We start from the raw sequence: 24,363 nt of genomic DNA, 5'->3' as shown, positions 1-24,363 counted from the left end.
CAAAACGTACAATATTACACCTATTTTAAAGTTGTGATAGACCTACTCTATTTACTTTTATAAGTTTTATTATTCCAGATAAACTTCTGGCCTTGTTTTAATCTGCCTTTAGAATTATTTAAACTTAAGGTCTTTTCTTAACAAGATTATTAGTATATATTTGTTAATCATTAATTAATATGATGAAAAAAATTACAATCTTATTGCTCGGGTTAATTTTAAGCTCTCAATTTAAAATGACAGCCCAAGAAGAAAGGGATAGAGTTATAACAACCGCAGTCCCTTTTTTACTAGTAGCTGCTGATGCACGGGCAGCGGGAATGGGAGACCAGGGAGTAGCAACATCGGCTGATGTTTTTTCCCAGCAATGGAACCCAGCGAAATATGCTTTCGCTACCAGTGAACACGGGATAGGGGTTTCTTATACACCATACTTAAGTGATATTGTTAGTGATATCTTTCTTGGGAATATTAGTTATTACCATAGAATTAATGAAAGGAGTGCCGTTGCTTCAAGCTTAAGATATTTTAGCCTGGGTAGTATAGAACGTAGGGCAAGTTTTGAACAGGCTCCTTTAGTGGTTAATCCAAATGAACTTACCTTTGATGTTTCTTATTCTTTGCGCCTAAGTGATAATATTTCTATGGCAGTAGCCGGGCGTTACTTGCATTCAGATCTTGGCTTGCAGGACGAAGAAGATTTAGGTGCGGCCAATAGCTTTGGGGTAGATGTGGCAGCATACTACCAGAGTAATCAAATGGTTTTTTCAAATTTTAACGGAGTTTGGAAAGCTGGCGCAAATATTTCTAATATTGGCCCTAAGATGAAATATGAAGATGCAGGGCAGGAAAATTTTATCCCAACAAATTTTAAAGTAGGAACTGGTTTCGACTTTATTTTTGATATAGAAAATCGTTTAGGTGCTTATGTTGAATTCAATAAACTTTTAGTACCAACGCCAAGAGATTTTAATGATGATGGAGAAATTGATGCTGAAGATGATGCCGAATATAATGATATTGGTGCTATAGAAGGAATTTTCACTTCCTGGGGAGATGCGCCGGGTGGTTTTGGAGAGGAACTTCGTGAAGTAACCTGGGCGCTTGGCGCCGAATATATGTATCGCGAGGCTTTTGCATTTAGAGCCGGGTATTTTAGTGAAAGTCTTACCAAAGGTTCCAGGAGATTTGCTTCTTTTGGCGCAGGTTTTAAATATGAGCAGGTAAACATAGATATTTCTTATTTATTCTCTACCTCGCCGGTACCAAGTCCGTTGGAGGGAACCCTTCGTTTTGGTTTAACTTTTAATTTTGGAGGCCAATTCCCTGTTTATTAAATTATATTTCAGTTAATTTAATATTTGCAGCTTAGCAGGTTTCTATTATCTTTCCCTTCCAATAATTTTTATATGAAGCCATTAAAAGTTACCTCAAACTTTGAGGTCTATGATTCTGTTGAAGAACTTCCGCAGGCCATTCAGAGTTTGATGAAAACCGCCGTAGAAGCCCGGGATAAAGCCTATGCGCCTTATTCGCAATTTAAGGTAGGCGCTGCTATAGCATTAAATAATAATGAAGTTGTTACCGGAAGCAACCAGGAAAATGCTTCGTATCCTTCAGGTTTATGTGCCGAACGTACCGCAATTTACTACTCAGGTGCCGCTTTTCCCAAAGCTCAAATTCAAAACATTGCCATTTCAGCTAAATCTATGAAGCACTTGGTAGAAGCTCCTGTGCCACCTTGCGGGGCTTGCAGGCAGGCGCTGGTAGAATATGAAGTTAAACAGGAAACCGATATTGCGGTCTATTTTATGGGTGAGACCGGTAAGGTGATGAAAGCAAATTCTATAAAAGATTTACTACCTTTAATCTTTGAGAATTCGGTCTTATAACGTTTTCGTTATTTTTGCTTAAAAACTGTTTTCCATTCTTATTGAAAATAGTATTTTTGTTATCCGCTTGGCAAACCCATCTGTCTGGCCTAAAATTAATAAGTTAAATGAAGAAAGTAACAAAAGCCACGTATTTAAAGTGGTACGAGGATATGCTGTTTTGGCGTAAATTTGAAGATAAACTTGCGCAGGTTTACATTCAGCAGAAAGTAAGAGGTTTTTTGCATTTGTATAATGGGCAGGAAGCTATCCTGGCTGGTGCCCTTCATGTAATGGACCTGGAAAAGGATAAAATGATTACCGCTTATCGTAACCACGTGCAGCCAATTGGTTTGGGAGTAGATCCTAAACGAGTAATGGCGGAACTTTACGGAAAAGCTACAGGAACTTCTCAAGGTCTTGGTGGTTCTATGCATATTTTCTCTAAAGAACATAACTTTTATGGAGGTCACGGTATTGTTGGAGGTCAAATTCCACTTGGTGCCGGTCTTGCATTTGCAGATAAATACTTTAAGCGTGATGCAGTAACTCTTACCTTTTTAGGAGATGGTGCTGCAAGACAGGGGTCTCTTCATGAAACTTTAAATATGGCCGTAAAATGGAATTTACCGGTTGTATTTTGTGTAGAGAATAACGGGTATGCAATGGGGACTTCTGTAGCCAGAACTTCTAAGGGAACAGATATCTGGAAGCTTGGTAATGGTTACGAAATGCCTTGTGGACCTGTAGATGCTATGGATCCTGTTAAGGTTGCAGAAGCTTTAGACGAAGCAATAAAAAGAGCTAGAAAAGGTGACGGACCAACATTTTTAGAAATGAAAACTTACCGTTACCGTGGTCACTCTATGAGTGATGCTCAAAAATATAGAACAAAAGAAGAAGTTGCAGAATATCAGGAATTAGATCCAATCACTACGGTGTTGAATATAATTAAAGATAAAAAGTATGCTTCTGAAGATGAAATAAAAAAGATCAACAAACGCGTTAAAGATAAAGTGTCTGAATGTGAGAAATTTGCTGAAGAGTCAGATTTCCCAGAAAAGAACGTGATGTATGATGTTGTTTACGAACAGAAAGATTATCCGTTTTTAGCACATAAACCTCAGTAAATTATGGCAGAAGTAATTAATATGCCGCGTTTGAGCGATACCATGGAAGAAGGTGTTGTTGCGAAGTGGCTAAAACAAAAAGGTGATAAAGTTGAAGAAGGAGATATCCTTGCAGAGATAGAAACCGATAAAGCTACCATGGAGTTTGAATCTTTTTACGAAGGGACCCTGCTTCATATTGGTATCGAAGAGGGCGAAACTGCACCTGTAGATACTTTGCTTGCTATTATTGGTGAGGAAGGTGAAGATATTTCTGATTTACTAAAAGGTGACGGAGATTCTAAAAAGGACGAGAAAAAAGATAAAGAAGAAGATAAGTCAGATTCTGATGAAGATGAAGACGAGGGCGAAGACGAAGCTGAAAGTGATGGCGATAGCGATGACGGGGGGATTCCTGAAGGTGTAGAAATTATTACTATGCCTCGTTTAAGCGATACCATGGAAGAAGGTACTGTTGCTTCCTGGTTGAAAAAGGAAGGCGATAAAGTAGAAGAAGGAGATATTCTTGCCGAAATCGAAACCGATAAGGCTACCATGGAATTCGAATCTTTTTACGAAGGAACTTTGCTTAAAATAGGTCTTGAAGAAGGCGAAACAGCAAAAGTAGATAGTCTTCTTGCTATTATAGGACCAGAAGGAACAGATGTTTCTAATGTTTCAGTAGACGGGAAGTCTAAAAAGAAATCTTCAGGAAAATCAGAGAAGAAAGAAGATAAATCTGAAGAAAAAGAAGAAAGCAAATCTTCTGAAAAGAAATCTTCAGATTCTACAAAAGACGGTGGAAGAATTTTTGCTTCTCCATTGGCCAAAAAAATGGCAGAAGATAAAGGTATAGATCTTTCAGATGTCAAAGGTAGCGGCGGCAATGGTCGTATCGTGAAAAAAGACATTGAGGATTACAAACCTTCAGACAAACCTGCTGCTGCAAAAGAAAAAAGTAAAGGAGACGCAGCTGCTGCACCACAACCTTATGTGCCTGCAGGAGAAGAAAGCTTTGAAGAGATTAAAAACTCTCAAATGCGTAAAACCATTGCCAAACGACTTGGGGAATCTAAGTTTAACGCACCGCATTACTATCTAACTATAGAGGTAGATATGAGTAATGCAATGGCTTCACGTAAGCAAATTAATGAAATGCCAGATGTTAAAGTATCTTTTAACGATATGGTAATTAAGGCAAGTGCGATGGCACTTCGTAAGCACCCACAGGTAAATAGCCAATGGACAGGAGAATCTATGAAAATTGCTAAGCACATTCATATGGGTGTTGCAGTGGCCGTAGAAGAAGGTCTTGTGGTTCCTGTTTTAAAATTTGCCGATCAAATGTCTATGACCCAAATTGGGAATAATGTAAAAGACGTTGCCGGTAAAGCCAGAAACAAGAAATTACAACCAAAAGATATGGAAGGTAGTACCTTTACCGTGTCTAACCTGGGAATGTTTGGGATAGTTGAATTCACCAGTATTATTAACCAACCAAACTCGGCAATCCTTTCTGTAGGAACTATTGTTGAAAAACCGGTGGTTAAAAATGGTGAAATTGTAGTAGGAAATACTATGAAATTAACCCTTGCCTGCGATCATAGAACAGTAGACGGTGCAACCGGTGCTGCTTTCTTAAAAACGCTTAAAACTTATATGGAAAACCCGGTAACTATGTTAGCATAATCCCGGTTTTTTAAAAATAACTAATTATTAAAATCCCGCAGCTTTGCGGGATTTTTTTATCTTTAACAGTATGAGAAAAATTACACTTAGTTTCACTTTGTTAGCCGCAATTCTGCTAATTTCTTCCTGCGGAAATTCACAATCTGCTACAACTTCAAAAAAAGTAAAAACCAGTTTAAATACTAATGTTCAACAAGCTGAAGTTGAAGAATTACTAAAATATTTATCTTCAAATGAATTAAAAGGAAGGGAAACCGGGACAGAAGGAATTGAACTGGCCGCGCAAAAAATTGAAAGCATTTTTGAAGAAAATGGGATTCAAAAATATTTCGACACATATCGGCACAATTTTGAAATAAAGGGTGTTGAAGGATTTAATGTGGTTGGAATGTTGGAAGGAAACGATCCTAAGCTTAAAGATCAATTTATTATTCTGGGAGCACATTACGATCATATAGGGATCCAGGAACCCGTAGAAGGAGATTCTATAGCTAATGGCGCCAACGATAATGCTGCAGGGACCGTTGCGGTTGTAGAGTTGGCTAAGAAATTTGCCAAAATAGATGATAATAAGCGAAGCATTATGTTCGTATTATTTTCTGCGGAAGAAATGGGGCTTGTAGGAGCAAGAAAAATAGCGCAACAACTTAAGGAAGATAAGCTTGATCTTTATACTTTATTCAATTTTGAAATGATTGGTATACCTATGCACAATAAAGATTATATAGGTTATCTCACCGGTTACGAAAACTCTAATTTTGCCGAAAAATTCAATGAATATTCTGGCAAAAAAGTTCTTGGATTTCTCCCACAGGCCAAAGAATATAATTTATTTAAACGAAGCGATAATTATCCGTTTTTTGAGGAATTTAATGTTCCTGCGCAAACAATTTCAACTTTCGATTTTACCAATTACAATTACTATCATCACGTAGCCGATGAAGCAGAAAAGCTTGATGTAGTACATATGACCAATGTAATTGAAAGCGTAATTCCCGGAATTTTGAAAATGGCGAATACGCCTCAAAAAGAAATAAAACTATTAAAAAAATGAAACATATTGTCATAACAGGAACCAGCCGGGGAATGGGCTATGAAATGGTAAAATTTTTTGCCGAAAAAGGGCATAAAATACTGGCACTTTCCCGAAACGACAAGCCGGTTTCTGAATTAAAACTGGACAACGTAACTACTTTTTCCTGCGATATTTCAAAGCCGGAAGATATTGAAAAAGTTTCAGCATTTATCGATGCAAAATGGGAAAAAGTTGACGTTGTTATTAACAACGCGGGGGCGCTTATCAATAAACCTTTTGAAGAAATTTCAGCAGAAGAATTTCAGAAAATATATAGTACAAATGTTTTTGGGGTTGTCGGTTTAACTCAAAAATTATTGACCTTTATGAAGAAAGATTCGCACGTGGTAAATATTAGTACCATGGGTGGCGTACAGGGCAGTGTTAAATTTCCGGGGCTTTCAGCTTATAGTTCCAGTAAAGCCGCAATAATTACTTTAACCGAGCTTTTAGCTGAAGAATATAAAGAAAACGGACCTTCTTTTAATGTTTTAGCATTAGGAGCTGTACAAACCGAAATGCTGGAAGAGGCATTTCCCGGGTTGGAAGTTCCACTTTCAGCCAGAGATATGGCAGAATACATTGCCAATTTTAGCCTCACCGGGCATAAATATTATAATGGTAAATTGCTCCAGGTATCTAACAGTACTCCGTAGCCAATGAGAGAAATTCTTGAAAGATATATTCCTGAACGAGCGGTTCCCCCGGTTTTTGAAATGATTAAAGCCAATAATGTTCATTTAAAAATTGTAAATGAACGTAAAACAAGGCACGGCGATTACCGCAGAATGCCCAATGGTGCTCCGCAAATTACGGTAAATGCCAATTTAAATAAATACCGGTTTTTAATCACTTTGGTTCATGAAATTGCCCATTTACTGGCTTTTGAGAAATTTGGCAGACAAATAAAACCACACGGGCAGGAATGGAAATTTACTTTCAGGGAGTTAATGTTGCCATTTATAAGACCGGAAATTTTCCCGTCAGGATTGCTTCCGGTAATTGCGCAGCATTTTAGAAATCCTAAAGCCAGTAGTGATACCGATGCAAAATTATCGGTAGCGCTTAAAAGTTTTGATCCTGAGAACGATAAAAACTATATTTTTGAAATTCCGTTTGGAGGAATTTTCCGAATATATAACGGGAAAACTTTTAAAAAAGGGGAAAGAAGAATAAAACGCTACGAATGTCTGGAAGTAGATACGGGTAAAGTTTATTTGTTTCAGCCCAATGCAGAAGTGGAGTTGCTAAAAAATTAATTCCTTTTTTATGAAAAACACAAATCACTACGCAATATTAATGGCCGGCGGGATTGGTTCCCGTTTCTGGCCGGTAAGTACTTCCAAATACCCTAAACAATTTCAGGATATTTTAGGTGTTGGTTCAACGCTTATTCAAACTACTTTTCATCGTTTAGTGAAGCTTATGCCTGTAGAGAATATAATTATTCTAACGCATAAGGAATATAAAGATGTTGTAAAAGAACAGTTGCCACGAGTTAAAGAAGAGCAAATTGTTCTGGAGCCAAAGATGAGAAATACAGCTCCAAGTATTTTACTTGGTGCTTTAAAAATTAAAAAGAAGAATAAAGATGCGCTGATTTTGGTTGCGCCCAGTGATCACTGGATTCAGGGTGATTTAGAGTTTCAGGAAAATATAGAAGAAGCTTTTCAAATTGTTGCTGAGAATGATAAATTAATAACACTGGGAATTGAGCCTACTTTCCCTAATACCGGTTACGGTTATATTAAGTATAACGAGGAAGAAGGAAATGGCGCTAAACCGGTTTTAAAGTTTACCGAAAAGCCTACTTTTAAAAAGGCTGAAACATTTCTCAAAGAAGGAAATTACGCCTGGAATGCCGGCATTTTTATATGGAGCGCCGAATTTATTTTAAAAAGTTTTAAAGAACATCAACCAGAAACTTTTAGGCTTTTTGAGGCGGGGAACGATGTTTATAACACTAATGAAGAGCAGAAGTTTTTGGATGAAAATTATCACAAAGCACAAAATGTTTCTATAGATTACGCTATTATGGAGAAATCTGATAGCGTATTTGTGATTCCTGCCAAATTTAAATGGAACGATTTAGGCACCTGGAAATCTCTGGAAGATGAATTACCGCAAGATGAGTATAATAATACCATTGTGAACGGCCGACTATTACCATTTGAGTCCACCGGAAATATTATTAAAACTCAGAATAATAAGGCAGTAGTTTTGGAAGGCCTTAATGACTATGTGGTGGTAGAAAATGATGCCGTTTTATTAATCTTCCCAAAGGAAAAAATACAGGATATTAAGGAAATTAGAGAAAAGGCTATAGAGAAATTTGGAGAAGATTTAGGTTAAGTATATATGGAGAATAATCAGAAACCTGAAAATAATCAAAACCTTGCTTCACAGGAAAACTCTGAAGATTTGGGTAAAAGTGCCAAGGGGATTTGGCAAAATATAAAAGCGCTTGTAAAAGAACTTCTTGAAATTCGGCACGATACCGATAGGGAATCTACTGTTGAAGCGGTAAAAAAAGATATTTCTTTCAAAGGTCACAATGCCTGGATTCTTATATTTTCAATATTTGTGGCTTCTGTAGGCCTTAATGTAAGTAGTACGGCGGTTGTTATTGGAGCGATGCTTATCTCTCCTCTAATGGGTCCTATTGTGGGCGTGGGAATGTCTGTAGCCATAAACGATGTACTTACCCTTAGAAAATCTTTTATCAACCTTGGTTTAATGGTTAGCTTAAGTGTACTTACCGCCTATATTTATTTTCTTGTTTCTCCCGTTAAAACCGAAACCCCTGAACTTATTGCGAGAACTTATCCTACAATTCTGGACGTCCTGGTGGCAATTTTTGGTGGTTTAGCGTTAATTGTAGCTAAAACCAAAAAAGGCACTATTGCCAGTGTAATTTTAGGGGTTGCTATAGCCACAGCACTTATGCCGCCACTTTGCACCGTAGGTTATGGGCTGGCTATTGGTAACTGGTCTTATGCCGGCGGTGCTTTATACCTATTCTCAATTAATGCGGTATTTATTGCGCTTTCCACCTTTGTAGTAACTAAAGTGCTTGGTTTTCCTTTAGTAAAATATGTAAATAGTAAAAAACGACGAAGAACGGCGCAAATAGCTTCTACTATTGCTGTAATTGTTATGATTCCCAGTGTGATTTTGTTTGTTTTCTTACTTCAGGAACAGTTATTTGAAACCAAAGCTAAAGAGTTTATAGCTACTGTTATGAGATATGATGGTACTGAAACTATTAAATCTTCTTACGATTATAATGAAAAAAGTATTGAAGTTTATCTTATTGGAAACCGGGTGCCGCAGGCTACAATTTCTACCTGGCAGCAGCAAATAGACGATATTGAAGCTTTAAAAGAAACTGAATTAATAGTACACCAGGGAGCAGACCCCACGGGAAATATAGATCAGCTTTCTACTCAGGTTAGGAGCGGAATCCTGGAAGATCTCTATATTAAAAACCAGGAGTTAATTGAAGATAAAGATGAAAAAATAGCACTTTTAGAAAAAGAAATTTCCAGATATCGGGGCGACGGATTTTCATTTAGTGATTTAAGTCAGGAAGCAAAAATAAATTATGACGGAATAGACGAGTTAGGCTATTCTAATTTAATTACTACTAATTTTTCGAAAACCGATACTATTCCCACTTTTACGGTAGGCTGGAAAGATAATTTAAATAACCGGCAGATCACCGAGCAAAAACAACGTTTTGAAAAGTGGTTAAAAGTGCGTTTAAAACTGGATACGCTGCAGGTAAAATCGGTTAATTAAAGTCCTTGTTGTTGTGCTTCTCTTACCTTCTGAAAAAGGTTAGAAGAATAAACAAAATCGGTCACGGTTTCATCATCGGTTTTAAATATTTGAGATTTATCACCTTTCCAGGCTAAAACCCCATCTTTTAGAAAGGCAATTTTTTCGCCTATCTCTAAAACCGAATTCATATCGTGAGTAATAATTATAGTAGTGATATTATATTCGTGAGTAATTTCCTGAATAAGATTATCTATTACCGTAGCAGTTTTGGGATCCAGCCCAGAGTTTGGTTCATCACAGAATAAATATTTTGGTCGGTTTACAATGGCCCGGGCAATAGAAACCCTTTTTTGCATTCCTCCACTAATTTCTGAAGGCATTTTTTTCTCAGACCCATCTAAATTTACACGTTTTAAAACCTCTCTTACACGATCCAGGTTTTCTTTCTTTTTCTTTTTAGTAAACATTCTCAACGGAAACATTACATTTTCTTCAACCGTCATAGAATCAAAGAGTGCCCCGCCTTGAAAAACCATTCCTATTTGCTTACTAAGGTCTTTCTTTTCGTCTTCAGTAAATTCTGTATAAGGTTTTCCGTCGTATTTAATCACTCCTTTTTCAGGTGTAAATAAGCCTAGCATACATTTTAGAAGTACACTTTTTCCTGATCCAGATTCGCCAATTATAAGGTTTGTTTTACTTTTATCGAAAGTAAAGTCTATCCCTTTTAAAACTTCCTCGCCATCAAATGCTTTATGTAAATTTTCAACTTCTATCATTAACTTAGTAATAATTGGGTTACTGCGTAATTTGTGATAATTATAACTACACTGGTCCACACAAAAGATGTGGTACTGGCTTCACCAACTTCCAGGGCGCCACCTTTCATATAATAGCCATGATAAGCGGGAACTGTTGCCAAAATAAAGGCAAATAAGAATGTTTTAATAAACGCATACACCAGGTGAAAAGGAATAAAGTCTTCCTGAAGTCCCTGTACAAACTGATCTGGTGGTACAAAACCACCAAAAACCGCTGCGGCATAAGCTCCAAAAACTCCTAAAAACATGGAAATAGCGATTACAAAAGGGTAAAAAAGCATGGCTATTATCTTAGGAAAAATAAGATAATTTAAAGAGTTAATACCCATTACTTCCAAGGCATCAATTTGTTCGGTAACGTTCATAGAACCTATACTGGATGTAATATAAGAACCCACTTTCCCCGCCATAATTATAGAAATAAAGGTAGGTGCGAATTCCAGGATTATAGATTGCCTGGCCGCGTAGGCAATAAGGGTTTTGGGAATTAAAGGATTATTTAGATTTAAAGCAGTTTGCAAAGCAACTACAGCTCCAATAAAAAAGGATAAAAAGGCTACAATTCCCATGGAGCCAATAATCAGGTCATCTAATTCTTTAAGAATTAAACCTCTTAAAACCGAACCTTTGGTCATTCGGTGAAAAGTTCCTTTCAGCATTAAAAAATATTCCCCAATGGAGTGTAGATAGTTCATTAAGCAATTTTTGTAAAGCTAAAATACTAAAAAATTACTCCAAAGTATTTAACGTAGAATTAATCTTTAGCCTAATAAGTTTAGTATTTTTGGGCTACTTCTATAAAACAAAATATGATGAAGCGATTTACATTTTTATTATTGGCCACATTTTTGGCATTTCAGGGTTTTTCCCAGGAGAATGAAGAAGAAAAACCTAAACTGGTTGTAGGAATTGTGGTAGACCAAATGCGCTACGATTATCTTACGAGATTTTGGGATAGGTTTGGTGAAGACGGTTTCAAAAAATTGATAAATGACGGTTATAATTTTAAGAATAATCATTTTAATTATGTGCCTACCTATACCGGGCCGGGACACGCTTCGGTTTACACAGGAACCAGCCCAATGAATCACGGTATTATTGGTAACGGCTGGTACGATAAATTTATACACGAATCGGTTTATTGCGCAGGAGACGATTCTGTAGAGCCGGTTGGAACTAAAGATGATGCAGGGAAAATGTCTCCTCACAGGATGAAAACCACTACGGTAGCCGATGAAAACCGCTTGCATACTCAAATGCGCGGAAAAACAATTGGGGTTTCTATTAAAGATAGAGGGTCTATTCTTCCGGCAGGCCATACTGCAAACGCAGCTTATTGGTTTCATGGCTCTGATGAAGGGAAGTGGATTACCAGTTCATTTTATATGGAAGAACTACCGCAATGGGTTAAAGACTTTAATGATTCAGATAAAGTAGAGGCTTACCTGAAACCGTGGAATACTTTACATGATATTGAAAGCTATAACGAAAGCGGAAGTGACAAGAATAATTTTGAAGGTGGTTTTAGAGGAAAAGAAGATGCTACTTTTCCATACGACCTTGAAGAGTTGAGTGAAGAAAATGGTGGGTTTGATATCATTGAAAATTCAGCTTATGGAAATGATATTACCCTGGAATTTGCATTGGCGGCAATTGAAGCCGAAGACCTGGGCCAGGATGTTGATACCGATTTCCTTGCGCTAAGTTTCTCAAGTCCCGATAAGATAGGTCATAACTTTGGAGTGAATTCTAAAGAGATTCAGGATACTTATCTTAGGCTTGATAAAAATATAGCACAACTTTTAGAAGAATTAAATGCGAAAGTTGGCGAAGGTAATTATACGATCTTTTTAACCGCAGATCACGGTGGAGTAGACGTTCCCGCTTACCTTGAATCTGTAAATATACCGGCAGGATATTTTGAATCTGATGTATTTGAAGATAAACTTAAAGATTTTGTTTTAAAAGAATTTGATGAAGATGAACTTATAGAAAGTGTTTATAACAGCCAGATTTTCTTTAATTATGAAGTAATGGAAGAAGCCAAAATAAGCTCTTCAGAGTTACAGGCTAAATTGGCGCATTATATTCTTCAGTTAGATCAAATAGATAAAGTGTATACCAGGGATCAGCTTAGTAGCGGTAGTTTTGTAACCGGTGCAGGAGCAGCTATTCAAAACGGATTTAACCAAAAGAGGAGTGGAGATTTGGTGTATGTTTTAGATCCTGCTACGATTGTATATTCCGAAACCGGTTCTACCCACGGTAGCGGATTGATGTACGATACCCATGCTCCTTTAATTTTCTACGGAAACGGAGTGAAGAAAGGCAGCACAACCCAAAGAACAGAAATTGTAGATATCGCACCAACGGTATCAGCGATTTTAGGAATCTCATTTCCAAATGGAACTACCGGAAAACCATTATATATGATGCTGGATGCTGAAGAAACTGAGATTTCAGAATAATTTCTCCTGCATTTTTTTCCAGCGTAAATTCTTTATAAAACGGCCTTCATCTTTATTCACAAGATAAGGTCGTTTTTCATTTTTAGCATATAAAAATCCGGTGATACAATTTAGGAAAAAGCCCAAATCTTTCTTTTTAAAAGCAAGTTTAGCTGAAGCTATAAAAGTGATCACAAAACCATACCTCAAGCTGTAAAAAGCTTCTCCCTGCTTATATTTTGAAGTTTTATTGTAGTTCTTTCCGGTAGGTTTAAGATGTTTTACTCTAAGGTTTTCATCGGTTTTTATTTCCCAGCCGTGATACTGTGCAAGTAGTTCATCTACGGTGTCCCAACCCATAGCCGGTTTTAAGCCGTCAATATCTTTGAAACAGGCTTTGCGATAAGCTTTTAAGGCACCGCGAATATGATCTTTACCCGTTAGATTTTCCAGGACCCACTCTCCATTTTTCTGAATTTCACAAAAACCACCAACCATACCGATTTTGGTATTTTCCTTAAAATGAATGCTAATTTTCTCTAAATAATTTTTCGGAAAAATTAGATCAGCATCAAACTTACATACAATGTCAAAATTGTCGTCAAGTGTTTTAAAACCTAAATTAAAAGCGTTCACTACTTTGCTGCCGGGCAAATGCTTGCCTTTTGAAGTATTCTTTATCAGCGAGATTTCGGGATGTTTTTTAGTAAATTCTGAGACAATTTCTGGAGTATTGTCGGTAGAGCCGTCATCTACCACTACAATTTTATCAGCCGGTCGACTTTGGTCGATTAAAGACTGAAGAGTTTCGCCAATAAATTCAGCTTCATTATATGCCGGAATAATAATATAGGTCTTCAAGTGGCGAAATTTAAAGGTTCTGCAAAGATTAATTTCGCTTAAATCCGCTCTGCATAAACCGCGTAATATCTAGGCGTGAAATATCTTAAAATTGGTCTAATTCCCAATTTGTTGACAGGATTGGTCCACTTTTTTCTGCTAATAATTTTCCATCCTGCTTTTTCTAAAAGCCAATCAAATTGCCAGTCTTCAAACTCGTGGTAATGCCGGTCTCGCATATCTGTTTTGCTTCGATAGGCGCTGGAAAACCACAATTTAAGCGGAACGGTGGCTACTAGTTTATCGGCTTTAATATTTGATAAAACGTTATAAGGAGAAACCAGGTGCTCAAAAATTTCGAAAGCGGTTACCACATTATAAGCGGTAGTTTCTACGGCTGTAGTGTTTAAGTCCAGATCTTCCCCTTCAGTATTTTGCACCTTGTAATTATGTTTTTCCATAATTTCTGAAAAAGGGTTTTTTACACCTAAATCAAGAATTTTTTTAGGGGCGGGTACATTTGCTTCTAAAAACTCTAAAGTTTCCTTATATCGTTTATTGGGGAAGCTATTTTCGTACATCTAGTATTGGTAAACTATCGCATTCACATTCATCCCTGCACCAACGCTGGCGAACATCACCACATCTCCTTTTTCAAGTTGTTGATCGGCAATTTTATTTTTTACCACAAGATCATAAAGTGTAGGAACGGTAGCCACACTGCTATTACCTAACTCCTGAATGGTCATGGGCATTACCTTATCTGGCACTTCTTGTTTATGAAGTTTGTAAAAGCGTTTTATAATCGCTTCGTCCATCTTTTCGTTAGCCTGGTGAATAAAGATCTTTTTAAGGTCTTTAATATCTTTTCCGCTATTTTCCAGGCATGTTTTCATCGCCCCGGGAACGTGCATCAGTGCAAATTCGTAGATTTTACGGCCGTTCATTTTAATATATCGTAAATCGTCTGGTGCTTCCGTTCGGTTAGATTTTCCAAAGTAAATATAGTTAGCTTCGTTAAAAGCATAAGTACCAGATTCGTGCGCGAGGATTCCACCTTCTTCTTCGGTTTCTTCTAAAACCACTGCCCCAGCACCATCAGAAAAAATCATAGAGTCACGGTCGTGTTTATCTACAACTCGAGATAGGGCTTCGGCACCAATAACAAGGCATTTTTTTGCCATTCCGGCTTTCATAAATGCCTGTGCCTGTATCAATCCTTCAATCCAGCCGGGACATCCAAAAAGTACATCGTAGCCAACACATTTTGGATTTTTAATTCGTAAATGATATTTCACGCGAGTAGCCATACTTGGTACGGTATCGCTCTGAATGCTTTCGTGTTTAACATCGCCATAATTATGGGCAACAATAATATAATCTAAGGTTTCGGGATCTGTATTAGAAGTTTCTAAAGCTTGCTGAGCCGCGATAACTGCCATATCTGAAGTGTTTAAATTCTCTTCAAGATACCGCCGTTCTTCAATTCCCGTTATGGCTTTAAATTTGGCAATTGTTGTTTTATTGTCTTGTGGAAATCCTGTTCCATCAAGATTGAAAAATTCATGATTGTCAAAGTCAGCATTTGCGGTTATAACTTTAGGGATATAACTACCTGTGCCGGTAATTTTAATATTCATCTGACTTTTAATTAAGATTAAACTCCGAATGTACTAATTACAAATATAGTGAGCTTTAAAGAAAAAGGAAAAATATACTAAAATGTGATGAAAGTCACAAAATAAAAAATGCCTGAAAATAGTGTCGGAATTATTTCCGAAGAAAATTTTCAGGCATTTTTAAAAACTTATGCATCCATATACTCCTCAATAGGAGGGCAGGTGCACATTAGATTTCTGTCTCCAAATGCTTCGTCTACACGTCTTACGCTCGGCCAGAATTTATTTTCTGACACATAATTTAACGGGTAAGCCGCCTTTTCTCTTGAATAAGAGAATTTCCATTCATCTGAAGTTAGCATAGTAATAGTATGCGGTGCGTTTTTAAGCACGTTATCTTCTTCGCTATCCAACTCTTCAATTTCCTGCCTAATAGAAATTAATGCATCACAGAATCTATCCAGTTCAGCTTTGCTTTCACTTTCGGTAGGTTCTATCATCATTGTTCCTGCCACAGGAAAAGAAACAGTAGGAGCGTGGAACCCATAATCTATCAATCGCTTGGCGATATCCACTACTTCAATTCCATTCTCTTTAAATGGTCGGCAATCTAAGATCATCTCGTGAGCTGCGCGGCCACGTTCTCCAGAATATAATGTTTTGTAATGTTCGTTTAAACGCTCTTTTACGTAATTGGCATTAAGAATTGCATATTCTGTAGCTTTTTGAAGTCCTTTGCTACCCAACATGGTTATGTAACCATAAGAAATAAGGCATACTAAAGAAGAACCCCATGGTGCTGAAGAAATTGCGCCAATAGCATTTTCTCCACCAGTTTTTATTACTGGGTTTCCTGGTAAAAATGGTTTTAATTGTTCTGCGACGCAAATTGGTCCAACTCCCGGGCCACCGCCTCCGTGAGGAATTGCAAAAGTTTTATGTAGGTTTAAGTGACAAACATCGGCACCAATTACGCCAGGATTGGTTAAACCAACCTGGGCATTCATATTTGCACCATCCATATAAACCTGCCCGCCATTATTGTGAATAATTTGCGTGATTTCTTTAATAGCCGATTCAAAAACCCCGTGGGTAGAAGGATAGGTTACCATTAAAGCAGCAAGATTATCTTTATGTTTTATCGCTTTTTCGCGAAGATCGTCTACATCTATATTTCCGTTTTCTGAAGCTTTAGTTACCACCACTTTCATTCCCGCCATTACTGCAGAAGCTGGGTTGGTACCGTGAGCTGAAGAAGGAATTAAACATATATTTCTATGACCTTCCCCTTTAGATTCATGGTAAGCTCTAATAGTCATCAAGCCGGCATATTCACCCTGCGCACCAGAATTTGGCTGAAGTGAAGTTGCAGAAAATCCGGTGATCTCGGTTAATTGATCTTCCAGTCTTTTTAATACGATCTGGTAGCCTTCAGCTTGTTCTACCGGTACAAATGGGTGAATATTCCCCCATTGAGGATTGCTTAAAGGAAGCATTTCTGAAGCTGCGTTTAATTTCATGGTACAGCTTCCAAGCGAAATCATAGACTGGTTCAAAGAAAGATCTTTGCGTTCCAGTTTTTTAATGTAACGCATCAATTCAGTTTCTGAATGGTAAAGGTTGAAAACTTTATGCGTTAAAAAATCGGTTTTTCTCTGTAATGCTGAAGGAATTGCAGATGCCTCTTTTAAGCTTTCAATTTCAGTAGATTTTTCACCTGAAACTTTAGCGAAAACCTTCAAAATATTATTGATGTCTTCCTGGGTTGTAGTTTCATTTAAAGAAATACAAACCGTTTCAGCATCTAGGTAATAGAAATTGATTTCGTTCTTTTCGGCTTCAGCTTTAATTTTTTGAGCATCAGCTTTCACCTGAAGCGTATCAAAATAAGCTGAATTAAGCTGCTTAACACCCATTTTATCAAGTTCTTCAGCTAAAGTAACTGTAGAAAAATGAACGGTATCAGCAATATATTTTAGACCATCAGGTCCATGATAAACTGCATACATTCCCGCCATCACAGCCAGTAAAACCTGCGCGGTACAAATGTTAGAAGTAGCGCGGTCACGTTTAATATGCTGCTCGCGGGTTTGGAGTGCCATTCTTAAGGCGTGGTTCCCATCAAGATCTTTGGTTACCCCAATAATTCTTCCGGGAAGATTTCTTTTATATTCTTCTTTAGTAGCAAAATAAGCAGCGTGAGGACCACCATATCCTAATGGAATTCCAAAACGCTGAGTGGTGCCAACAACCACATCTACACCAAGTTCTCCCGGTGCCTGTAGTTTAACCAAACTCAAAATATCGGCAGCAACAGCTACTTTTATATCAGCATCTTTACATTTTGATACAAAATCGGCATAGTCAAAAACCTGTCCGTATTTCCCTGGATATTGTACTAAAGCTCCAAAGAATTTATCACTAAAATCAAATTCTTCGTGATTACCAACCACTAGCTCTATGCCCATAAAATCTGCACGCGTTTTAATAAGATCTATGGTTTGTGGTAAGGCCTGTTCAGAAACAAAGAATTTATTTACTTCGTTTTTCTTCTGCTTACGATCGCGAACAGCGAATAAAAGTCCCATAGCTTCTGCCGCAGCAGTAGATTCATCTAAAAGCGAGGCATTGGCAATTTCCATTCCGGTAAGATCGCTTACCATAGTTTGGAAATTTAATAAAGCTTCCAGTCTTCCCTGGGCAATTTCTGCCTGGTAAGGCGTGTAGGCTGTGTACCAACCCGGGTTTTCCAAAATATTTCGCTGTATCACAGCCGGTAATATTCCCTGGTGGTAACCAAGACCTATATAAGTCTTAAAAACCTTGTTTTTTGCAGCTAGTTTGCCAATATGCTCGGCATATTGATTTTCGCTAAGTGCAGCAGGTAAATTTAAGGGTGATTTTAAACGAATATCGTCGGGGATGGTTTCGTATATTAACTGTTCTAACGAATCTACACCAATGGTGTCCAACATTGCCTGGAGATTACTTTCTCTGGGGCCAATATGGCGTAGGGCAAAAGAATCTGTTCTCATTAAAATAAAGTTGTGTTTTGTGCTGCAAAAGTACATATTTTAAACGTAATTTTTTAGTGATTAGACGTATACACTTGTTAAGATTTATGACGTCAGTTTTGGTTGCGAGAAGAATGATTAATTTAGCAGGATGCAGTGTTTTAAAAATATATTAGATTTCTATATAAATAGCAGTCTGCACGTGGCTTTGGCCGTGGTTTCATTAAGCTTACTAAGCTTCCTGGAATTCAATATTGAAATTAATAAAAACCTGCTGTTTTTTATTTTCTTCGGAAGCATTACCGGCTATAATTTTGTGAAGTATGCCGGCATCGCTAAACTGCATCACGCCAGCCTTGCCCGAAACCTAAAACTTATACAGATTTTCTCCTTTTTTTGCTTCGTGGCTTTGCTGTATTTTGCTTTTCAGCAGGAATTAAAAATACTTTTAGCTTCTGCTATTTTGGGAGTTTTTACTTTACTGTATGCTATTCCTCTAGGTAAAAACAGGCAAAATCTTAGAAATATTGGTGGGATTAAAATTTTTATTATTGCCGTGGTTTGGGCCGGAGTGACTGTTATTTTACCCTTGATGGATCAGGTTAATTTAAAGGAAATCGGTCTCACTTTTTTTCAGCGTTTTTTCTTTGTTATTGCTATAACGCTTCCGTTTGAGATAAGGGACTTGAAGTTTGATTCTGGGAATTTAAATACAATTCCGCAGCAAATAGGAATAGCGAATACTAAGAAAATCGGTTATATATTATTAGGAATTATACTGTTCCTGGAGTTTCTGAAATCTTATTTTTCTGTAATCAACTTAATTGCTTTAAGTCTTATCTTATTGGTTTCGGCGTATTTTATAAAAGCAGCGCGGATAGATCAGGGAAGTTATTATTCGGCTTTTTGGGTGGAAGGAATTCCGGTGTTTTGGCTTTTAGTTTGGCTGCTAGCTAAGATTCTCCTTTAGCCATTTCTTTTTCAATGCTGTTTTTCCAGGCTTTTTTTTCTTTTTCAGAACAAGTTTTAAGTTTAGATTTTTTTATTAAATGGGTGAGTTTAGTGTTTTTGGAGGTGTACTTGCGGCAGGGTTTGCATAAAAGCAAATGCATAAGCATTGATAGTTTTTCGCGTGTTCCAGCCTCGTTATATTGGCTTTTGTCGCAGCAATTTTCTGCTTTTGAACAGTCAAAAATGAAAAATTTTCTTTTCGGCATAATTTAGAACCAGTTTTTTTCAAGGCATGCGGCCAATGCGGTGCGCGCCCTGTGAATGATTACCCAAAGGTTAGACGGACTAATATTGAATTCTTTACATACGGCCTCAGTATCAGCCTCATCAATGGTTTTCATCTTAAAGATGGCGGCGTGTTTTTCGTTGATTTGATCGAGACACTCTAAAATAGCCATTCCCAATTCGTTGTTTTCCATCTCATCCTCGGCAGTACGATCAAAAGCATCGGCTACCTGTTCCTCCATCCAATCGCCATTATTTTCAGAATCTGAATAATTGATGCGAACTTCAGCCTGACCTTTTATGGAGTTTATCTTTCGGTAATAATCTATGATTTTTCGCTTCAGAATAGAAATAAGCCATGTGCGTTCTGTGGCCCTTCCTTCAAAGTTATCTTTAGAATTTAGGCCTGCAAGAAAGGTTTCAGAAATTAAATCGTTTGCCACCTCGCGATCGTTCACCCTAACAATTGCGTAGTTAAATAGGTAATCGGAATATTTATCCACCCATTTTGTAGGATCGAGTTTATGAGTTGGCATAGGCTTGCTTCAAGGTCGAATCAAAATTAGCAAAAGTATTTGACATTATAAGTTATAGATCTTATAAGGTTTTTAAGGTGGAAATTGGATTAGTAAAGAAAAGAGGTTGTTGAAAAAGTCTAATTTCATCAAGCTGAACTTGTTTCAGCTTCTAACACGTTTTACTTACCAAAGTCTTAGATTCTGAAATAAATTGAGAATGACTATTTGAAAATTTTTCAGACAGCCTCTTTAGTTTAATCATTTCTCAATTAATCCGGCACGTTTTAATAAAGCATCGGGTTTTGGTTCTTTTCCGCGGAATTTCTTATAAAGCGTCATTGGGTGATCTGTGCCACCTTGTGAGAGGATATTTGTTTTAAATTTATTGGCGACTTCCCGGCTAAATATCCCGTTCTGCTGAAAATATTCAAAGGTATCGGCATCTAATACTTCTGCCCATTTATAGGAATAATAACCTGCAGAATATCCGCCCTGGAAAATATGAGAAAAAGCAGTACTCATGCAGTTTTCAGCAACATTTGGAAATAATTTTGTACGTTCAAAAGCTTTGTCTTCGTTTGCTTTAACGTTAGTAATTGCTGAAGGATCTACACCGTGCCAGCTTAGGTCTAACATCCCGAAGCTTAATTGTCTTACCGTGGCCATTCCTTCCTGGAAATTAGCAGATTCTTTTATTTTCTGAATCAACTCCATAGGAATTACTTCTCCGGTTTCGTAATGCTTCGCGAACAACTGAAGCGCTTCCTTTTCATAACACCAGTTTTCTAATAACTGACTTGGAAGTTCTACAAAATCCCAATAGACATTTGCACCAGAAAGACTTGGATATTCAGTATCGCCCAACATCCCGTGAAGCGCGTGGCCAAATTCGTGGAAAAGCGTTGTGACCTCGTTAAAAGTTAATAATGAAGGTTGTTTTTTAGAAGGTTTTGTGAAGTTGCAAACAATAGAAATATGTGGGCGTTCTTCCTCGCCATCTTTCTTGTATTGTGATTTGTAACCCGTCATCCAGGCGCCATCTCTTTTTCCCGGCCTTGGGTGGAAATCGGCATAAAACAGGGCCATCTCTTTGTTGTTCTCATCAAGTACCTGGTAGGTTTTTACATCTTCATGATATTTATCTACATCAAAAACTTCTTTAAAACTAAGGCCATAAAGTTTTTGGGCTACCGTGAAAACTCCGTCTATTACATTCTCAAGTTTGAAATAAGGTTTCAGTTTTTCGTCATCGAGATTGAATAATTTCTGTTTTAGTTTTTCGCTGTAAAAAGCGGCATCCCATTTTTGTAACTGGTCAATTCCATCCAGATCTTTTGCGAAATTTTCTAATTCTTTGAATTCGCGCTCAGCAGCAGGTTTTGCTTTTTCAAGAATTTCGTCTAAAAAACTATTCACTTTTTCGGGAGTTTCAGCCATACGCTCTTCCAATACAAAATGTGCGTGCGTTTTATAACCTAGAAGCTGAGCGCGCTGGTATCTTAACTTAGCAATTTGCAGCACATTCTCCTGATTGTCTAACTCATCACAATGAAATCCTTTAGAGCCAAAAGCAAGTGCCATTTTCTTGCGCAGTTCCCTGTTTTCAGCATATTTCATAAAAGGAAGGTAGCTTGGATATTCAAGGGTGAAGATCCAGCCTTCTTTTTCTTTAGAAGCTGCTGCTTGTGCAGCTTCTTCATTAAAACTTTCCGGTAGGCCTTTTAGATCATTTTCATCAGTAAGATGTAATTCAAATTTATTGGTTTCGGCAAGTACATTTTGGCCAAAATCAAGGCTTAATTTTGAAAGTTTCTTGTCTATATCTCTAAGTTCGTTTTGCTTTTCTATTGGCAAATTGGCTCCGTTTCGCGAAAAAGCCTTGTATTTTCGGTCTAAAAGCGTTTTTTGCTCCGTATTCAGGTCAAGCTGGTCTTTCTTATTATAAACCGATTTCACTTTTTCAAAAAGTGCTTTATTTAGAATAATATCATTTCTGAATTCTGATAAAAGTGGGGAAACTTCCTGTGCGATTTGCTGAATATCTTCATTGGTTTCCGCAGAATTAAGATTGAAAAATATGCTGGTTACTCTATCTAATTTTTCTCCTGAAAATTCTAAAGTTTCAATGGTATTTGGAAAAGTAGCTTCATCGGCATTTGTTGCAATCGCATTAATTTCTTCCCGAGCCATTTCTATGGCTTTTATTATGGCGGGTTTAAAATGCTTATTCTCAATTTTTGAAAATGGAGCGTGATCAAATTCCTGTAAAAGTGGATTATTTTGAGTCGTCATTATCTCTTTTCTTTTAATTATAATTTCAAATTTATCTATTAAACATTTCCTGAGCTATACAGGTAATGTACTTAACCTAAATTTGACGTTTTTAGTAACTTTTTTTAACACAAAACGTTGTTTTTCTTTAAAAAACTGTATATTTCGGCTTTAAAATATTGAACGTTTTAAAATTGTAGTAGCTTTTAAAGTTTTTTCTGGTTTAAATATTTAGAATGGTTAATAAATAATTTGTACAGATTTAGGTGAGTTTACTACAAAGAAAGCCACGTCGCAAGACGTGGCTTTTGTTATTTTTTCACCTTTTTGGCGCCTTCAATTACTTTCTCTTTGAGTCCTTCTTTATAGACTAATATCTTATCTAAAGTACATTTATCTGAAGTTCCAATAATTTGAGCGGCAAGGATTCCTGCGTTTTTTGCTCCGTTTAATGCTACGGTGGCAACCGGAACTCCGCCTGGCATTTGTAAAATAGATAAAACCGAATCCCACCCATCTATAGAATTGCTGGATTTTACCGGCACACCAATTACTGGAAGGGGGGAGAGCGATGCTATCATTCCCGGCAGGTGAGCTGCGCCTCCGGCACCGGCTATAATTACTTTAATTCCACGTTCGTGTGCGGTTTTTCCGTATTCAAATAATTTTTCCGGGGTTCGGTGAGCAGAAACAATATCTACTTCTACTTCCAGGTCAAAACCTTCCAGGATATCTATTGCATCTTGCATTACCGGTAAATCGCTGGTACTTCCCATTATTACTGCTACTTTGCTCATAATTTTATGTTCAAAAACTTCGAAAAGTTTATTATTTGGAAATAACTTTAATTGAATTCTTAACCTGTTCGGCTATTTTTCTTGCTTCGGCCAGGTCTTTATTTACAATAGTTACGTGGCCCATTTTTCTAAAAGGACGGGTGATTTTTTTACCGTAAATATGCGGTGTCACGCCCGGCATTTTCATTATCTTCTCAATATTCTCATAAACCACTTCACCTTCGTGAGCTGCATCACCCACTAAATTTACCATAATTCCGCCCACTTTACTATCGGTATTTCCTAAAGGCAAATCTAAAATTGCGCGAATATGTTGTTCAAATTGGTTGGTGTAACTAGCTTCAATACTGTAATGCCCGCTGTTGTGAGGTCTTGGAGCGACTTCGTTTACCAGGATTTCATCATTATCTGTCTGGAACATTTCTACCGCCAGTAAGCCTACGTGCTCAAATGCTTCGGAAACTTTAACCGCCAGTTCCCTGGCTTTTTGCGCGACGGAATCTTCAATTCTGGCCGGGCAGATTACATATTCTACCTGGTTTGCCGTAGGGTGAAATTCCATCTCAACTACCGGATAGGTTTTTACTTCTCCTGAAGCCGATCTCGCCACGATCACCGCTAATTCATTTTTAAAAGGAACGAGGTTTTCGGCAATACATTCAGCATCGGGAAGATCGTTTAAAGCTTTTTTATTTTTTATAACCGAAACTCCTTTGCCATCATAACCGCCAGTAGTACTTTTCCAAACAAATGGAAGATTAATTTTACTGTTTTCAAGCGCAGAAATTAATTCCTTTTTATTTGAAAAAACTTCAAAATTAGCGGTTGGGATTTCATGTCTTTTATAGAAATTCTTCTGAATTCCTTTATTCTGTATTTTCTCTAAAGTTTCAGCTGAAGGATAGGTTTTTACGCCTTCTTTTTGCAATTGTTTTATAGCTTCAACATTTACGCCTTCAATTTCAAACGTGAGCACGTCAACTTTTATTCCAAAGTTAACCACAGTATCAAAATTCATAAGATCGCCGGTTTCAAAATAATCACAGGCAATTTTACAGGGTGCTTCAGGATTTGGGTCTACAACGTTGGTTTGGATATCGTATTTGCGGGTTTCGTAAAGCATCATTTTACCCAACTGGCCCCCGCCGAGAATTCCCAGTTTAAAATCTGAAGAAAAATAATTGATCATACCTTAAAAGTTTCAGCAAAAATAATTTTTTAGGGTAAGCTGTGCTATTATTCTTATGGAAATCTGGCAGTTTGGGTTGTTAAG

At 37.3% G+C, this 24,363-nt stretch carries 21 protein-coding genes; 11 read left to right on the top strand and 10 right to left on the bottom strand.

Annotation, left to right across the window (positions count from 1 at the left end; genetic code table 11):
• Nucleotides 1–182: 182 nt before the first annotated feature.
• The 9 genes from porV (at nt 183) to B4F31_RS07180 (ending at nt 9,545) form a co-directional block, all read left to right on the top strand.
• The gene (gene porV, locus B4F31_RS07220; RefSeq protein ID WP_093306064.1) at nt 183–1,337 is read left to right on the top strand and encodes a type IX secretion system outer membrane channel protein PorV; all 1,155 of its coding nucleotides are present in this window, start codon (nt 183–185) and stop codon (nt 1,335–1,337) included.
• A gap of 72 nt (nt 1,338–1,409) precedes the next feature.
• A complete protein-coding gene (gene cdd / locus B4F31_RS07215) occupies nt 1,410–1,892 on the top strand; it encodes a cytidine deaminase (RefSeq protein ID WP_075324994.1) in 483 nt (160 codons plus the stop codon).
• Between the two features lie 107 nt (nt 1,893–1,999).
• Nucleotides 2,000–3,001 carry a pyruvate dehydrogenase (acetyl-transferring) E1 component subunit alpha gene (gene pdhA, locus B4F31_RS07210; protein WP_075324993.1) on the top strand — a complete coding sequence of 334 codons (1,002 nt, stop codon included), beginning with the start codon at nt 2,000–2,002 and terminating at the stop codon, nt 2,999–3,001.
• 3 nt (nt 3,002–3,004) lie between these two features.
• Nucleotides 3,005–4,669 (top strand): pyruvate dehydrogenase complex dihydrolipoamide acetyltransferase, encoded by a 1,665-nt coding sequence (locus tag B4F31_RS07205; protein WP_075324992.1) that lies wholly within the window; start codon nt 3,005–3,007, stop codon nt 4,667–4,669.
• 70 nt (nt 4,670–4,739) lie between these two features.
• Nucleotides 4,740–5,723 (top strand): M20/M25/M40 family metallo-hydrolase, encoded by a 984-nt coding sequence (locus B4F31_RS07200; protein WP_075324991.1) that lies wholly within the window; start codon nt 4,740–4,742, stop codon nt 5,721–5,723.
• Nucleotides 5,720–6,400, top strand: coding sequence for an SDR family NAD(P)-dependent oxidoreductase (locus tag B4F31_RS07195; RefSeq protein ID WP_286760978.1), 681 nt, complete (start codon nt 5,720–5,722; stop codon nt 6,398–6,400). Before B4F31_RS07200 ends, B4F31_RS07195 begins: the two co-directional genes overlap by 4 nt.
• 3 nt (nt 6,401–6,403) lie before the next feature.
• On the top strand, nt 6,404–7,003 hold the full coding sequence (locus B4F31_RS07190; protein WP_075324989.1) for a SprT-like domain-containing protein: 600 nt from the start codon (nt 6,404–6,406) through the stop codon (nt 7,001–7,003).
• A gap of 10 nt (nt 7,004–7,013) precedes the next feature.
• Nucleotides 7,014–8,096 carry a mannose-1-phosphate guanylyltransferase gene (locus B4F31_RS07185; RefSeq protein ID WP_075324988.1) on the top strand — a complete coding sequence of 361 codons (1,083 nt, stop codon included), beginning with the start codon at nt 7,014–7,016 and terminating at the stop codon, nt 8,094–8,096.
• A gap of 6 nt (nt 8,097–8,102) precedes the next feature.
• A complete protein-coding gene (locus B4F31_RS07180; RefSeq protein ID WP_286760977.1) occupies nt 8,103–9,545 on the top strand; it encodes a DUF389 domain-containing protein in 1,443 nt (480 codons plus the stop codon).
• Here B4F31_RS07180 and B4F31_RS07175 read toward each other — a convergent pair.
• Together B4F31_RS07175 and B4F31_RS07170 are read right to left on the bottom strand one after the other, a co-directional pair.
• Nucleotides 9,542–10,306 carry an ABC transporter ATP-binding protein gene (locus tag B4F31_RS07175; protein WP_286760976.1) on the bottom strand — a complete coding sequence of 255 codons (765 nt, stop codon included), beginning with the start codon at nt 10,304–10,306 and terminating at the stop codon, nt 9,542–9,544. The two genes, B4F31_RS07180 and B4F31_RS07175, sit on opposite strands and share 4 nt — an antisense overlap.
• On the bottom strand, nt 10,306–11,043 hold the full coding sequence (locus B4F31_RS07170; RefSeq protein ID WP_075324985.1) for an MlaE family ABC transporter permease: 738 nt from the start codon (nt 11,041–11,043) through the stop codon (nt 10,306–10,308). The genes B4F31_RS07175 and B4F31_RS07170 overlap by 1 nt, the downstream gene beginning before the upstream one ends.
• Before the next feature lie 117 nt (nt 11,044–11,160).
• Here B4F31_RS07170 and pafA point away from each other — a divergent pair, with 117 nt between their 5' ends.
• Entirely contained in the window at nt 11,161–12,816 is a 1,656-nt protein-coding gene (gene pafA / locus B4F31_RS07165) for an alkaline phosphatase PafA (protein WP_286761032.1), read from the top strand.
• On the opposite strand, the gene B4F31_RS07160 is transcribed toward pafA, so the two are convergent.
• The 4 genes from B4F31_RS07160 to gcvP form a co-directional block, all read right to left on the bottom strand.
• A complete protein-coding gene (locus B4F31_RS07160; RefSeq protein WP_286760975.1) occupies nt 12,808–13,656 on the bottom strand; it encodes a glycosyltransferase in 849 nt (282 codons plus the stop codon). The two genes, pafA and B4F31_RS07160, sit on opposite strands and share 9 nt — an antisense overlap.
• Before the next feature lie 38 nt (nt 13,657–13,694).
• The gene (locus tag B4F31_RS07155; protein ID WP_286760974.1) at nt 13,695–14,216 is read right to left on the bottom strand and encodes a methyltransferase domain-containing protein; all 522 of its coding nucleotides are present in this window, start codon (nt 14,214–14,216) and stop codon (nt 13,695–13,697) included.
• A complete protein-coding gene (locus tag B4F31_RS07150; RefSeq protein ID WP_075324981.1) occupies nt 14,217–15,275 on the bottom strand; it encodes a 3-oxoacyl-ACP synthase III family protein in 1,059 nt (352 codons plus the stop codon).
• A 167-nt stretch (nt 15,276–15,442) separates the two neighbouring features.
• Entirely contained in the window at nt 15,443–18,289 is a 2,847-nt protein-coding gene (gcvP, locus tag B4F31_RS07145; RefSeq protein ID WP_286760973.1) for an aminomethyl-transferring glycine dehydrogenase, read from the bottom strand.
• Nucleotides 18,290–18,419: 130 nt separating this feature from the next.
• Here gcvP and B4F31_RS07140 point away from each other — a divergent pair, with 130 nt between their 5' ends.
• Complete coding sequence (locus tag B4F31_RS07140; RefSeq protein ID WP_075324979.1) at nt 18,420–19,238, top strand: hypothetical protein; 819 nt, start codon at nt 18,420–18,422, stop codon at nt 19,236–19,238.
• A gap of 250 nt (nt 19,239–19,488) precedes the next feature.
• Here B4F31_RS07140 and B4F31_RS07135 read toward each other — a convergent pair whose 3' ends face one another.
• The 4 genes from B4F31_RS07135 to B4F31_RS07120 all read right to left on the bottom strand — a co-directional run bounded on the left by B4F31_RS07135 (nt 19,489) and on the right by B4F31_RS07120 (nt 24,279).
• Nucleotides 19,489–20,040, bottom strand: a complete 552-nt coding sequence (locus B4F31_RS07135) for a sigma-70 family RNA polymerase sigma factor (protein WP_075324977.1) — start codon at nt 20,038–20,040, stop codon at nt 19,489–19,491.
• A 240-nt stretch (nt 20,041–20,280) separates the two neighbouring features.
• Complete coding sequence (locus B4F31_RS07130; RefSeq protein ID WP_075324976.1) at nt 20,281–22,314, bottom strand: M3 family metallopeptidase; 2,034 nt, start codon at nt 22,312–22,314, stop codon at nt 20,281–20,283.
• A 290-nt stretch (nt 22,315–22,604) separates the two neighbouring features.
• On the bottom strand, nt 22,605–23,090 hold the full coding sequence (gene purE / locus B4F31_RS07125) for a 5-(carboxyamino)imidazole ribonucleotide mutase (protein WP_037319155.1): 486 nt from the start codon (nt 23,088–23,090) through the stop codon (nt 22,605–22,607).
• A 31-nt stretch (nt 23,091–23,121) separates the two neighbouring features.
• The gene (locus B4F31_RS07120) at nt 23,122–24,279 is read right to left on the bottom strand and encodes a 5-(carboxyamino)imidazole ribonucleotide synthase (RefSeq protein WP_286760972.1); all 1,158 of its coding nucleotides are present in this window, start codon (nt 24,277–24,279) and stop codon (nt 23,122–23,124) included.
• Nucleotides 24,280–24,363: the final 84 nt, after the last annotated feature.

Source organism: Salegentibacter sp. UBA1130 (assembly GCF_002311535.1).
Taxonomy (GTDB): Bacteria; Bacteroidota; Bacteroidia; order Flavobacteriales; family Flavobacteriaceae; genus Salegentibacter; species Salegentibacter agarivorans.
The sequence above is the reverse complement of the archived record's forward strand: the minus strand, read 5'-3'. Positions and strand labels throughout refer to the sequence as shown.

Bases quoted from the DNA above. Each gene is read 5' to 3' on its own strand.
- porV (WP_093306064.1), top strand. From the start codon at position 183: ATGAAAAAAATTACAATCTTATTGCTCGGGTTAATTTTAAGCTCTCAA.
- cdd (WP_075324994.1), top strand. From the start codon at position 1,410: ATGAAGCCATTAAAAGTTACCTCAAACTTTGAGGTCTATGATTCTGTT.
- pdhA (WP_075324993.1), top strand. From the start codon at position 2,000: ATGAAGAAAGTAACAAAAGCCACGTATTTAAAGTGGTACGAGGATATG.
- B4F31_RS07205 (WP_075324992.1), top strand. From the start codon at position 3,005: ATGGCAGAAGTAATTAATATGCCGCGTTTGAGCGATACCATGGAAGAA.
- B4F31_RS07200 (WP_075324991.1), top strand. From the start codon at position 4,740: ATGAGAAAAATTACACTTAGTTTCACTTTGTTAGCCGCAATTCTGCTA.
- B4F31_RS07195 (WP_286760978.1), top strand. From the start codon at position 5,720: ATGAAACATATTGTCATAACAGGAACCAGCCGGGGAATGGGCTATGAA.
- B4F31_RS07190 (WP_075324989.1), top strand. From the start codon at position 6,404: ATGAGAGAAATTCTTGAAAGATATATTCCTGAACGAGCGGTTCCCCCG.
- B4F31_RS07185 (WP_075324988.1), top strand. From the start codon at position 7,014: ATGAAAAACACAAATCACTACGCAATATTAATGGCCGGCGGGATTGGT.
- B4F31_RS07180 (WP_286760977.1), top strand. From the start codon at position 8,103: ATGGAGAATAATCAGAAACCTGAAAATAATCAAAACCTTGCTTCACAG.
- B4F31_RS07175 (WP_286760976.1), bottom strand. From the start codon at position 10,306: ATGATAGAAGTTGAAAATTTACATAAAGCATTTGATGGCGAGGAAGTT.
- B4F31_RS07170 (WP_075324985.1), bottom strand. From the start codon at position 11,043: ATGAACTATCTACACTCCATTGGGGAATATTTTTTAATGCTGAAAGGA.
- pafA (WP_286761032.1), top strand. From the start codon at position 11,161: ATGAAGCGATTTACATTTTTATTATTGGCCACATTTTTGGCATTTCAG.
- B4F31_RS07155 (WP_286760974.1), bottom strand. From the start codon at position 14,216: ATGTACGAAAATAGCTTCCCCAATAAACGATATAAGGAAACTTTAGAG.
- B4F31_RS07150 (WP_075324981.1), bottom strand. From the start codon at position 15,275: ATGAATATTAAAATTACCGGCACAGGTAGTTATATCCCTAAAGTTATA.
- gcvP (WP_286760973.1), bottom strand. From the start codon at position 18,289: ATGAGAACAGATTCTTTTGCCCTACGCCATATTGGCCCCAGAGAAAGT.
- B4F31_RS07140 (WP_075324979.1), top strand. From the start codon at position 18,420: ATGCAGTGTTTTAAAAATATATTAGATTTCTATATAAATAGCAGTCTG.
- B4F31_RS07135 (WP_075324977.1), bottom strand. From the start codon at position 20,040: ATGCCAACTCATAAACTCGATCCTACAAAATGGGTGGATAAATATTCC.
- B4F31_RS07130 (WP_075324976.1), bottom strand. From the start codon at position 22,314: ATGACGACTCAAAATAATCCACTTTTACAGGAATTTGATCACGCTCCA.
- purE (WP_037319155.1), bottom strand. From the start codon at position 23,090: ATGAGCAAAGTAGCAGTAATAATGGGAAGTACCAGCGATTTACCGGTA.
- B4F31_RS07120 (WP_286760972.1), bottom strand. From the start codon at position 24,279: ATGATCAATTATTTTTCTTCAGATTTTAAACTGGGAATTCTCGGCGGG.